The organism is Nitratireductor pacificus pht-3B (assembly GCF_000300335.1).
GTDB lineage: Bacteria > Pseudomonadota > Alphaproteobacteria > Rhizobiales > Rhizobiaceae > Nitratireductor > Nitratireductor pacificus.
The window spans coordinates 36,497-48,553 of the sequence record NZ_AMRM01000010.1; the positions used below are offsets into that span (position 1 = coordinate 36,497).

Here is a 12,057-nt window from a genome sequence, read left to right on the forward strand (position 1 = left end):
CCGGTCCTTCCACAGTGACCCGTCGCTGCCGGGATGGCAACAGCGCCCGCTCGCGGAAGCCGGCTCAGCCCAGCGCGTCGATCAGGCGGCCCGCCCCGTCGCGGAACGGATCAACGGTCGGCAGGCCCATGCGCGCCTCGATCTCCTGAAGGCAGGTCTGCGCCGCGCCCGCCGCCAGGGCGGCCGTGTTGACCGAGATGCCGATGACCTTGACATCGGGATTGACGATCCGCGCCATGTCCAGCGACACGTCGCGCAGCGCCTCCAGCGAGGGCAGGCCGTAATGTGGCAGGCCGCGCATATGGGTGCGCGTCGGCTCGTGGCAGAGCACCAGCGCGTCCGGCTGCCCGCCATGGATCAGCGCCATGGTCACGCCGGAGAAGGAGGGGTGGAACAGGCTGCCCTGCCCTTCGATCAGGTCCCAATGGTCGGCGTCGTTGTCCGGCGTCAGATGCTCCACGGCGCCGGCCATGAAATCGGCGACCACCGCGTCGAGCGGCACGCCCGAGCCGGTGATCAGGATGCCGGTCTGACCGGTGGCGCGGAAGCTCGCCTTGATGCCGCGATCGCGCATGTCGCGCTCCATGGCGAGCGCCGTGTACATCTTGCCGACGGAGCAATCAGTCCCGACAGCCAGGCAGCGCTTGCCGCTGCGCCGCTTGCCGTCGGCGATCGGGTATTCTTCCTGCGGGATGCGCACATCGAAAAGGCCGACCCCGGCGCGCTCGGCAGCCGCCACCAACGGCTTCTGCGCCGTCAGCCTGTTGTGCAGGCCCGAGGCGATGTCCATGCCGGCCTCGGCCGCCTCGACAAGGCTCGCCATCCAGCTTTGCGAGATCACGCCGCCGCGATTGGCCGCGCCGACCACCAGGGTCTCGGCGCCGGCCGCCCTGGCTTCGGCGATCGTCATGTCCTTCAGGCCGAGATCGGCCTTGCAGCCCGGAAGGCGCAACTGCCCGACGCAGAACTCCGGTCGCCAGTCCTTGATGCCCTGGGCGACCTTAGCGGTCAGCGCGTCCTGCGCATCGCCGAGGAACAGGAGATAGGGGGACTTCAACATGGCGGCATCACACTCCTTGCTTCACCGGACGCGGCACACGGGCACGGTTTTAAGCTGGCAAAAGGTGCGATGCGCCGCAGATTGTCAAGCAGTGGCCCGGCGATGCGCCGACCCTGGATCAAAACACCATGCCCGGCAGCCACGTGGAGATCGACGGCAACAGCCAGATGATCAGGATCCCGACGATCTGCAGGGCGATGAACGGCATCACCCCGCGGTAGATCTGCCCCGTGGTGATCTCGGGGGGCGCCGCGGCCCGCAGATAGAAGAGCGAGAATCCGAAGGGCGGCGTCAGGAACGAGGTCTGCAGATTGATGGCGATCAGCATCGCCAGCCACAGGGGATCGTGCCCCATCAGGATCAGGATCGGCGCCACCAGAGGCAGGACGATGACCGAGATTTCCACGAAATCGAGGAAGAAGCCGAGCACGAAGATCATCGCCATGACGAAGATCAGCGCCCCCTGCGGCCCGCCCGGCATGGAATGCAGGATCGCCTCGACGCGCAGATCGCCGCCCAGTCCGCGGAACACCAGCGAGAACACGCTGGCCGCGAGGATCGTGGCGAAGATCATCGCCGTCACCGTCATGGTCGAGGTGACGATGGGCGTCAGGATGCCGCGCCTGGCCGCGCGGCGGACGGAGACGGCAATCCCTGCGATGCCGAGCAGCACCAGCCCGGTGGTCAGCGCCGCGAGGCTCCATTCGAGGGGGCCTGCGTCGCTGCGCTGCAGACGTACTGGGAACAGCCCCGCCAGCACCGCGACGACGCCGAGCGCCGCCGCCCCGAGCACGATCAGCCGGCCGTTCCCTTCGCTGCGCGCGCCCGCCAGAAGCAGCGCGCCGATGGCGCCGACGCTGGCCGCCTCGCTGGGCGTGGCGACGCCGCCGAGGATCGATCCCAGAACGGCGACGATCAGGAGCACCGGCGGCACGATGGCGCGCAGGATCTCGCGCGCGCCGGGCCGCGCGCCCGGCTCGGCCAGGGCCGGCGCCACCTCGGGCGAAACGGTTGCCCTTGCAAGCAGATAGGCGATGTAGACCGCCACCAGCGTCAGCCCCGGCAGGAGGGCGGCGGCGAAGACCTGCCCCACCGAGATGGTCTCGATGGTGAACTTGCCCTGCGCGTACTGCGCCTGCTGATAGGCGTTCGACATCACGTCCGACAGGATGATCAGCAGTGTCGAGGGGGGAATGATCTGTCCGAGCGTTCCCGAGGTGCAGACGATGCCGGAGGCAAGCTTCGGATCGTAGCCGCTGCGCACCATGGTCGGCAGGGCGATCAGGCCCATCGCCACGACCGTGGCGCCGACGATGCCGGTCGAAGCCGCCAGCAGCGCGCCGACCAGCACCACGGAAACGCCGAGGCCGCCCCGCATGCTGCCGAACAGCCGCCCCATCGTCTCGAGCAGTTCCTCGGCGATGCGGCTCTTCTCCAGAACCACGCCCATGAAGACGAAGAGGGGAATGGCGATCAGCACGTCGTTGGTCAGCGTGCCGAAGACCCGCTGGCCGAGCGCGCCGAGAAGGGACAGGTCGAACTGGCCGGTCATCCAGCCGGTCAGCGCGAACAGCGCCGCCGTCCCGGCCAGCATGAAGGAGACGGGATAGCCGACGAGGATGGCGACGATCAGCCCGATGAACATGAGAATGTCGAGAGGCAGGGTCATGCGGGGGTCTCATCCCCGGAAAGGCGGGCGAGGTCGCGCAGCAGGCAGGCAAGCCCCTGGACGATGAGCAGCCCACAGAAAGCCGGGATCAGCGATTTCAACAGGAAGGAGGCCGGAATGCCGCCGACGGAAATGGCGCCTTCCATGATCCTCCAGGAATTGTGCACCGAGGGCCAGGAGAACCAGGCGATCATCAGCATCGACGGGATGAGGAAGCCGAGCACGCCGAACACGTCGATGCGCGCCTTGCCGCGCCGTCCGAGCAAGCCATAGAAGATGTCCACCCGCACATGCCCGTCGACGAGCAGGGTGAAGCCCGCGCCCAGCATGAACAGCGCCGCATGCATGTAGAGCACGCTCTCGGTCAGGAAGATGAAGCTGATGCCGTAGACATAGCGCAGCACGACCGTGCCGAACTGCATCAGCACCATCGCAAGCGCCAGCCAGCGCACCACCGCGCCCACGCCCTGATTGACGCGGTCGAGCCTGTCGGCAAGCTGCTCCATATGTGTGATATCCCCGAGTGAAGCGGACCGGAACGAACCCGGCCCGCCCGTTCCGATCAACCGCCGTATTTGTAATCCAGCGCGCGGGCGTTCATCTGCCCGTTGTCCGCGTAGACCATGTATTCGGAGATGCCGGCCCGATAGGCAAGGAAGCTCTCGACGATGCGCTTGACCAGCTCGTCGTCGTCCTCGCGCAGTTCCGCGATCACCTCGCCGGCGGCATTGCCCATGGCGACGATCACGTCTTCCGGCAGCTGCCGGACCTGCACGCCCTGCTCCGCGACAAGCTGCTTCAACGCCGCCGCATGCTTGGTGGAGTACTCGGTCCAGACGGGGTTGTAGAGCGACTCGCAGGCATAGGCGACAGCCTGCTGCAGATCCTCGGGCAGCTCGTCGTAGGCCGCCTTGTTGACCGCGCATTCCTCCGCCGAGGACGGCTCGCCGACACCCGGCCAGTAGTAGTTCTTTGCCACCTGGTAGAAGCCGAGCGCTGAATCGGTCCACGGGCCGATGAATTCGCCGGCGTCGATCGTGCCCGACTGCAGCCCTTGGAACATGTCGCCGCCGCCCATGGCCTGCACGGCCATGCCGAGCTTGGCGCACATTTCCGAGGCGAGGCCGGTCGTGCGGAAACGCAGTCCCTTCAGGTCGTCGACGGAGTTGATCTCGTTGCGGAACCAGCCCTGCCACTGGGGACCGGAGTTGCCGCACAGGAACGGTTTCAGGCCGAAGCGCCCGTAGATCTCGTCATAGAGCGCCTGTCCGCCGCCATGGATCAGCCAGCCGAGCTGCTCGTCCGCGCGCAGGCCGAAGGGCTGCGAGCCGAACAGAAGAATGCCGCGCGACTTGGAACCCCAGTAGGACGGCACGGCATGGTAGAGCTGCGCCGTGCCCTCGGACACGGCGTCGAACACGCCATTGCCCGGCACCAGCTCGCCCGCCGCGTGCAGCTTCACCTCGAGCCGCCCGCCCGAAAGGGCAGTGATCCGGTCGGCCAGCATCTGCGCCGCCACGCCCGGCCCGGGCAGGTTCTTCGGCCAGGCCGTCACCATGTTCCATGTGCGCTTGTCTTGCGCGATGGCCGGGGCGGCGAGCCCCGTCGCCACGCCGGCAATGCCGGCTGTCTGTAAGAATTGACGCCGTTTCATGGGTTTCCCCTCCTGTTTTCGAAACGTCAGTTTCCCAAAATTCCCGGCAGCCGCAAGCCTTTTTCCCGGGCCCAGTCGAGCGCTTCGTCATAGCCGGCGTCGGCGTGGCGCATGACGCCCGTCGCCGGGTCGTTCCAAAGCACGCGCTCGAGCCGCTGCGCTGCGTCCTCGGTGCCGTCGGCGCAGACGACCATGCCCGAATGCTGCGAGAAGCCCATGCCGACGCCGCCGCCATGATGCAGCGACACCCAGGTCGCGCCGGACGCGCAGTTGAGCAGAGCGTTGAGCAGCGGCCAGTCGGACACGGCATCGGACCCGTCCTTCATCGCTTCCGTCTCGCGGTTGGGCGAGGCGACCGAACCCGAATCGAGATGATCGCGGCCGATGACCACGGGCGCCTTCAGTTCGCCCTTCGCCACCATCTCGTTGAAGGCAAGGCCGAGCCTGTGCCGGTCGCCGAGACCGACCCAGCAGATGCGTGCGGGCAGGCCCTGGAAGGCGATGCGCTCGCGCGCCATGTCGAGCCAGCGATGCAGATGCGCGTTGTCCGGCAGCAGCTCCTTCACCTTCTCGTCGGTGCGGTAGATGTCCTCCGGATCGCCCGACAGCGCCGCCCAGCGGAACGGCCCGACGCCGCGGCAGAAGAGCGGACGGATATAGGCCGGCACGAAGCCCGGGAAGGCGAAGGCGTTCTCGAAGCCTTCCTCCTTCGCCACCTGGCGGATGTTGTTGCCGTAGTCGAGCGTCGGGATGCCCTGGTTCCAGAAGGCGACCATCGCCTCCACATGCTCGCGCATCGACGCGCGTGCCGCCTTCTCCACCGCCTTCGGGTCGCTCTCCCGCTTTTCGCGCCACTCGGCGACGGTCCAGCCCTTGGGCAGATAGCCGTTGACCGGATCGTGCGCCGAGGTCTGGTCGGTCACCATGTCCGGGCGGATGCCGCGCCGCACCAGTTCCGGCACGATCTCGGCGGCATTGCCGAGCAGGCCGACGGACTTCGCTTCGCCGGCTTTCGTCCAGCGGTCGATCATCTCCAGCGCCTCGTCCAGCGTGGTCGCCTTCTCGTCCACATAGCGGGTGCGCAGGCGGAAATCGATGCGGGTCTCGTCGCACTCGATGGCGAGGCACGAGGCACCGGCCATGACCGCCGCCAGCGGCTGCGCGCCGCCCATGCCGCCGAGGCCGGCGGTCAGGATCCACTTGCCCTTGAGATCGCCGCCATAATGCTGGCGGCCGGCCTCGACGAAGGTCTCGTAGGTGCCCTGCACGATCCCCTGCGTGCCGATATAGATCCACGATCCCGCGGTCATCTGGCCGTACATCATCAGGCCCTTGCGGTCGAGTTCGTGGAAATGATCCCAGTTCGCCCAATGCGGCACGATGTTGGAATTGGCGATCAGCACGCGCGGCGCATCCTTGTGGGTGCGGAACACGCCGACCGGCTTGCCCGACTGGACGAGCAGCGTCTCGTTCTCTTCGAGCGTCTTCAGGGTCGCCGCGATGCGATCGAAATCGTCCCAGGTGCGCGCCGCCCGTCCGATGCCGCCATAGACGACCAGCTCGTTCGGGTTCTCGGCGACTTCCGCGTCGAGATTGTTCATCAGCATCCGGAGCGGCGCTTCCGTCAGCCAGCTCTTGGCGTTCAGCTCGGTGCCGCGCGGCGCTTTCACGTCACGGATGTTGTGGCGTGGATTGGTCATGGCTTCAGTCCTCTTTCATCGACAGCGCGATCTCTTCGAGACGCGCGAGAATGGTTTTCAGATGCCCGCGCAGCGGCGCGGCCTTGTCCGGGTCGTAGGCGAAGGGAACGGTTTCGGAGGCAAGATGCGTCGCCTGCGCCAGCTCCATCTGGATGGCGTGAACGCCGCTTTCCGGCCGGCCGTAATGGCGCGTCGTCCAGCCGCCGCGAAAGCGCCCGTTGACGATGCTGGTGTAGCCCTCGGCCGCCGCGCAGATCGCGGCGGTCGCCGTCTCGATCTCCGCCGCGCAGGTCCTGCCGCCGTCGGTGCCGATGTTGAAATCGGGCAGCCGGCCCTCGAACAGGAACGGGCAATGCGAGCGGATCGAATGGCAATCGTAGAGGACAGCCACCCCGTGCAGCGCCTTCACACGGGCGATCTCGGCTTCGAGCGCCGCATGGTAGGGCGCGTGGAACCCGGCCAGCCGCTCGGCGACATCGCCTTCCCCCGGTTCCTCCCCGGCGTTCCAGATCGGCGCATTGTCGAAATCGGTGAGCGGCACCAGGCCGGTCGTGTTCTGGCCGGGATAGAGGCTGACACCGGACGGGTCGCGATTAGCGTCGATCACATAGCGGTGGAACGTCGCCCGAACGGTCGTCGCCCCATCGAGCAAGCCGTCATAGAGCTGGTGGATATGCCAGTCCGTGTCGGTCAGGAGTCTGCCATGTGCGTTGAGCCGTGCGCGGATCGCGTCCGGCACATGGGTGCCGGTATGCGGCAGGCCGAGGATGACGGGCGAAGAGCCCTGGCGGATTTCGACCGGGTTCATGGCTGGGCCTCCAGGGCCGGCGCAGGCCCCTCACCCTTACCCTCTCCCCGCCTACGGGGAGAGGGGGACGCTGACGTTGCGGCTAGCTTCCTTCTCCCCGCAAGCGGGGAGAAGGCCAGAATCCCGATCTCCACCATCACGGCTCACTCCTCAGTTCCGGCAGCACGCCCGCCGAGACGCTCGCGTTCAACCGGCCCGAGCGCACCAGTTCGATAGCGTTCTCGAGATCGGGCGCCAGAAAGCGGTCGATCTCGAGTGCGGGAACCGCCGCGCGGATCGCCGCATGCGCCCTGGAAAGCTCGGCACTGGTCTTCAGCGGGCTGCGGAAATCCACGCCCTGCGCCGCCGTCACCGCCTCGATGCCGATAATGCCGAACAGGTTCTCCGTCATCGGCGTCAGGCGGCGCGCGCCGTGGCAGGCCATCGACACGTGATCTTCCTGGTTCGCTGAGGTCGGCGTCGAATCGACCGAGGCGGGGTGCGCCATCTGCTTGTTTTCCGACATAAGCGCCGCCGAGGTGACCTCGGCGATCATCAGGCCGGAGTTCAATCCCGGCTTCTTGGCCAGAAACGCCGGCAGGCCGAACGACAGGGCCGGATCGACCAGCAGCGCGATGCGGCGCTGGGCGATCGCGCCGATCTCGCAGATGGCGAGCGCGATCTGGTCGGCGGCGAGCGCCACCGGTTCGGCATGGAAATTGCCGCCCGAAACGACGGTGCCGTCCGAGAGGATCAGCGGATTGTCGGTCACCGCATTGGCCTCGATCACCAATGTGCGCGCCGCCTGGCGCAGCACGTCGAGGCAGGCGCCGTCCACCTGCGGCTGGCAGCGGATGCAATAGGGATCCTGCACCCGCGTGTCGCCTTCCAGATGGCTCTCGCGGATTTCCGAGCCCTCGAGCAGCGCCGACAGGGCTGCCGCCGTGTCGATCTGCCCCTGATGGCCGCGCAGCGTGTGGATTTCGGGATGGAACGGGGCCGAGGACCCCATCGCGGCGTCGGTCGAGAGCGCGCCTGTGATGAGCGCCGAACGCGCCGCGCGATGCGCGCGGAACAGGCCGGCCAGCGCCAGCGCGGTCGATACCTGCGTGCCGTTGATCAGCGCAATGCCTTCCTTGGCCTGGAACACGACAGGCTCCAGCCCGGCCTTGGCCAGCGCCTCGCCCGCCTGCAGCCTTTCGCCGGCGAAGAAGGCCTCGCCCTCGCCCATCATCGCCGCCGCCATATGCGCCAGCGGCGCCAGGTCGCCCGACGCGCCGACCGATCCCTTTTCGGGGATCACCGGAACGACGCCCCGCGCCAGCATCTCCTCGATGAGCGTGATCACCTCCATCCGCACGCCGGACGCGCCGCGCCCCAGCGACAGGAGCTTCAGCGCCATGACGAGGCGGACGATCTGCTCGGCGAACGGCGCGCCGACGCCGCAGCAGTGCGACAGGATCAGATTGCGCTGCAGCGTCTCGACGTCATGCGGCGGGATGCTGACGCTGGCGAGCTTGCCGAAGCCGGTGTTGACGCCGTAGATCGCCTCGTTGCCGCGGGCGATGTCGTTGATGCGCTTGGCCGCCGCCTGGATGGCGGGATGAGAGGCAGGATCGAGGCGCACCGCCGGCATCTCACGCCAGATGCGCTCCAGGTCCCTGATGGTGACCTTTCCCGGGGTTAGGACAAGCGTCATTCAATCTCTCCCATGATACGGCGGTGAAGCGGGTTGAAGCCGATGCGGTAGGCCAGCTCGGCCGGATGCTCGACGTCCCAGATGGCGATCTCGGCGCGCTTGCCGGTCTCGATCGTGCCGGTCTCTGCCGCCAGTCCCAGCGCGCGGGCGGCCTCGCGCGTCGCGCCGGCCAGCGCCTCCTCCGGCGTCATGCGGAACAGCGTGCAGGCCATGTTGATGGTCAGAAGCAGCGAAGCGAGCGGCGAAGAGCCGGGATTGCAATCCGTGGCAACGGCGATGGGAACGCCCTTGCTCCTCAGAAGAGGTAAGGGCGGGTGCTGCGTCTCGCGCAACGTGTAGAAGGCACCGGGCAGCAGAACGGCCACGGTGCCGGCCTCCGCCATCGCCGCCACGCCGTCCTCATCGAGATATTCCAGATGGTCGGCCGACAGCGCCTTGTAGGAGGCGGCCAGTTTGGCGCCGCCCAGATTGGAGAGCTGCTCGGCATGCAGCTTCACCGGCAGGCCCATTTGCCGCGCCCTGTCGAACACGCGGGCGATCTGCGCGGTCGAGAAGGCGATGCCCTCGCAGAATCCGTCCACCGCATCCACCAGCCCTTCGGCATGCGCCGCTTCCAGGCCGGGCAGGACCACCTCGTCAATGTAAGCGTCAGCCTTGCCGCGATACTCCGCCGGCACGGCGTGAGCGGCGAGATAGCTGGTCTTGATGCGCACGGGGCGCAGCGTTGCGAGCTTGCGCGCGGCGCGCAGCATCTTCAGCTCGTCCTCGACGGTCAGCCCGTAGCCCGACTTGACCTCGACGGTAGAGACCCCCTCGCCGATCAGCACGTCGAGCCGCTTCAGCGCGCCTTCGACCAATGCGTCCTCGTCGGTCGCCCGGGTTGCCGTCACAGTGGAGACGATGCCTCCGCCTGCCCGCGCGACCTCTTCGTAGCTCGCACCTTCGAGACGCATCTCGAACTCCCTGGCGCGATTGCCGCCGAACACCAGATGCGTGTGGCAGTCGATCAGCGCCGGCGTCGCCAGCCGGCCGCCGAAATCGACATGCGGAACGCCATTCAGGGAGGCCGGAAGCTCCGTCCGCGGCCCCGCCCAGGCGATCTTCCCGTCAGCGACGGCGATCGCGGCATCCTCGACCAACCCGTAGGGTGCGCCGCCCGGCTCCATGCTTGCCAAGCGGATTCCGGTAATGACAGTCTGCTTCATCCTTGGGGATACCTCCCTCGCCGTCTCGCCCCGTCGTTCGGGCGGCTTGTCTAACGTTGCTTTATTGTCTAGGTTTTATTAAATTATGTCTAGACATATCTAATGCAGGAAACCCGCCCCATGCAAGCCATTTTCGCCCGGACCGCCCTCACGTCGAATGGCTGGCGCCAGAATGTCGCCGTCGAGATCGATGATGCGGGGCGCATCGCCCGTGTGATGCCCGATTCGACACCCGGCAGCGACGCCGCGCAAGTACCCGTCTTGCTCCCCGCCGCGTCGAACCTGCACAGCCACACCTTCCAGCGCGCCATGGCGGGGCTCGCGGAGCGGCGCGGACCGCAGGGACGCGACAGCTTCTGGACCTGGCGCGAGATCATGTACCGCTTTCTCGACCTGCTCTCGCCCGACGATATCGAAGCCGTCGCCGCCTTTGCCTTCATGGAGATGCAGGAGGCGGGCTTCGCCGCCGTCGCCGAGTTCCACTACGTCCATCACCAGCCGGGCGGAACGCCCTATACCGATATCGGCGAACTGGCCGCGCGCATCGCCGCCGCCGCCTCCGAGACCGGCATCGGCCTGACCCTTCTGCCGGTGCTCTATACCTTCGGCGGCGTCGACGGACGCCCGCTGAAGGGCGGGCAGCAGCGCTTCGGCAACGACGTCGCCCGCTTCGAGAAGCTTCTGGCCCGCAGCGAGGAGTGCATCGGCGGCCTGCCGTCCGATACGCGGCTCGGCGTCGCCCCGCATTCCCTGCGCGCCGTGGCGCGCAACGATCTGCGCGCCGTCGCCGCTATGCGGCCGGATACGCCCCTGCACATGCACATCGCGGAACAGGAACCCGAGATCGAGGAAGTTCTCGCCGCCTACGGAAAACGACCCGTCGAATGGCTGCTGGCCCAGATGGAGGTGGACGAACACTGGTGTCTCATTCACTGTACGCACATGACGGATGACGAAACTAGAAACCTGGCACAAACCGGTGCGGTCGCCGGCCTCTGCCCCGTCACCGAAGCCAATCTCGGCGACGGCATCTTCAACGGGCCGCAGTTCCGCGCCGCCGGCGGCGCGCTCGGCATCGGCTCGGATTCCAACATCCGCATCACGGTCGCCGAGGAATTGCGCCAGCTCGAATACTCGCAACGCCTGCGCGACCGTGCCCGCGTCGTCCTGCCCGACCACGGGCAATCGACCGGCCGCACCCTCTACGACGCGGCGCTTGCCGGCGGCAGCAGGGCGCTTGGCCGCGACGCGGGGGCGCTGGAGGTCGGCAGATGGGCCGATCTCGTAGCCATCGACCCGGCATCCCATGCAGGCATGATGGCCGATGACGGCATTCTGGACGGCTGGCTGTTCACCGGCAGCAACGACGCGGTCACGGACCTCTGGTCGGCCGGCCGCCACCGTGTGCGCGGCGGGCGTCATGTGGCGCGCGAGGCGGTCTCCGCCCGTTACGCGAAGGCACTCGAAAGGCTGATGGGATCGCTGTGAGCACCGAGCGCGCCTCCTTCCGCACCATTCGCGATGAGATGTCGCGCCGGATCGCCGAGCGCATCTGGCTGCCCGGCGCCCTGATCCCGGGCGAGGAAGCGCTGGCGCGCGAGTTCGGCGCGGCGCGCGCCACCGTCAACCGCGCGCTGCAGGAACTGGCGCGCGCCGGCGTCCTGGAACGCAAGCGCCGCGCCGGCACGCGCGTGGCGCTGCACCCGGTGCGCGAGGCGCGCTTCATCATTCCGCGTGTCCGGCAGGAGATCGAGGCCCGCGGCTCGGAATACCGATACCAGTTGCTGAGCTGCGAGGAGGAACTGGCGCCGGAGGTCATCTGCGCGCGGCTCAGCCTGCGCACGGCCTCGATGCTGGTTCACGTGCGCTGCCTTCACCTGGCGGACCGCGTCCCCTATCAGTTCGAGGATCGCTGGATCAATCCGCAGGTCGTGCCGGACGCGAAGTTCGCCACCTTCCGCGACATGGGCCCCAATGAATGGCTCGTCGGCCACGCGCCGTTCTCCAACGCCGAGTTCACCTTCATGGCGGCTGCGGCGAGCGACGAGGAGGCTGGGCTTCTGCAGATCCGCCCTGGCGATCCCGTCTTCGTTGGCGAGCGCATCACCTGGATGCGCGCCGAGCCGATCACGCTGGTCCACATGGTGCATCCTTCCTCGCACCGCATGGTGACGCAGCTCTAGGGGCGGAACCCCGGGAATGTCCCTCAATTGCGTGAAAAGCGGTTCCGCTCGCGCGGTCAATGCTGTAGGGCAGGCGTGATTTCACTGTTTCGGGACGCCT

Annotated in this window: 10 protein-coding genes; 2 read left to right on the plus strand and 8 right to left on the minus strand. The window is 67.4% G+C overall.

The features are described from left to right. Positions 1-64 precede the first annotated feature (64 nt). From dgcN to hutI, 8 genes are all read right to left on the minus strand, one after another. On the minus strand, positions 65-1,060 hold the full coding sequence (gene dgcN / locus NA2_RS10440) for an N-acetyltransferase DgcN (protein ID WP_008596729.1): 996 nt from the start codon (positions 1,058-1,060) through the stop codon (positions 65-67). A gap of 118 nt (positions 1,061-1,178) precedes the next feature. Beyond that, the gene (locus NA2_RS10445; protein WP_008596730.1) at positions 1,179-2,729 is read right to left on the minus strand and encodes a TRAP transporter large permease; all 1,551 of its coding nucleotides are present in this window, start codon (positions 2,727-2,729) and stop codon (positions 1,179-1,181) included. Beyond that, positions 2,726-3,235 carry a TRAP transporter small permease subunit gene (locus tag NA2_RS10450; protein ID WP_008596731.1) on the minus strand — a complete coding sequence of 170 codons (510 nt, stop codon included), beginning with the start codon at positions 3,233-3,235 and terminating at the stop codon, positions 2,726-2,728. Before NA2_RS10450 ends, NA2_RS10445 begins: the two co-directional genes overlap by 4 nt. A gap of 56 nt (positions 3,236-3,291) precedes the next feature. Beyond that, positions 3,292-4,383 (minus strand): TRAP transporter substrate-binding protein, encoded by a 1,092-nt coding sequence (locus NA2_RS10455; RefSeq protein ID WP_008596732.1) that lies wholly within the window; start codon positions 4,381-4,383, stop codon positions 3,292-3,294. A gap of 26 nt (positions 4,384-4,409) precedes the next feature. Beyond that, positions 4,410-6,083, minus strand: coding sequence for a urocanate hydratase (gene hutU / locus NA2_RS10460; RefSeq protein WP_008596733.1), 1,674 nt, complete (start codon positions 6,081-6,083; stop codon positions 4,410-4,412). 4 nt (positions 6,084-6,087) lie between these two features. Beyond that, on the minus strand, positions 6,088-6,891 hold the full coding sequence (gene hutG, locus NA2_RS10465; RefSeq protein ID WP_008596734.1) for an N-formylglutamate deformylase: 804 nt from the start codon (positions 6,889-6,891) through the stop codon (positions 6,088-6,090). A 136-nt stretch (positions 6,892-7,027) separates the two neighbouring features. Then, positions 7,028-8,569: a histidine ammonia-lyase gene (hutH, locus tag NA2_RS10470; RefSeq protein WP_008596735.1), complete on the minus strand. Its 1,542-nt coding sequence runs from the start codon at positions 8,567-8,569 to the stop codon at positions 7,028-7,030. Next, a complete protein-coding gene (gene hutI, locus NA2_RS10475) occupies positions 8,566-9,774 on the minus strand; it encodes an imidazolonepropionase (RefSeq protein ID WP_040677487.1) in 1,209 nt (402 codons plus the stop codon). Before hutI ends, hutH begins: the two co-directional genes overlap by 4 nt. Positions 9,775-9,894: 120 nt before the next feature. On the opposite strand from hutI, the gene NA2_RS10480 reads away from it, so the two are divergent. Further along, the gene (locus tag NA2_RS10480; RefSeq protein ID WP_008596737.1) at positions 9,895-11,262 is read left to right on the plus strand and encodes a formimidoylglutamate deiminase; all 1,368 of its coding nucleotides are present in this window, start codon (positions 9,895-9,897) and stop codon (positions 11,260-11,262) included. Then, on the plus strand, positions 11,259-11,957 hold the full coding sequence (locus NA2_RS10485) for a GntR family transcriptional regulator (protein WP_008596738.1): 699 nt from the start codon (positions 11,259-11,261) through the stop codon (positions 11,955-11,957). The genes NA2_RS10480 and NA2_RS10485 overlap by 4 nt, the downstream gene beginning before the upstream one ends. Positions 11,958-12,057 lie beyond the last annotated feature (100 nt).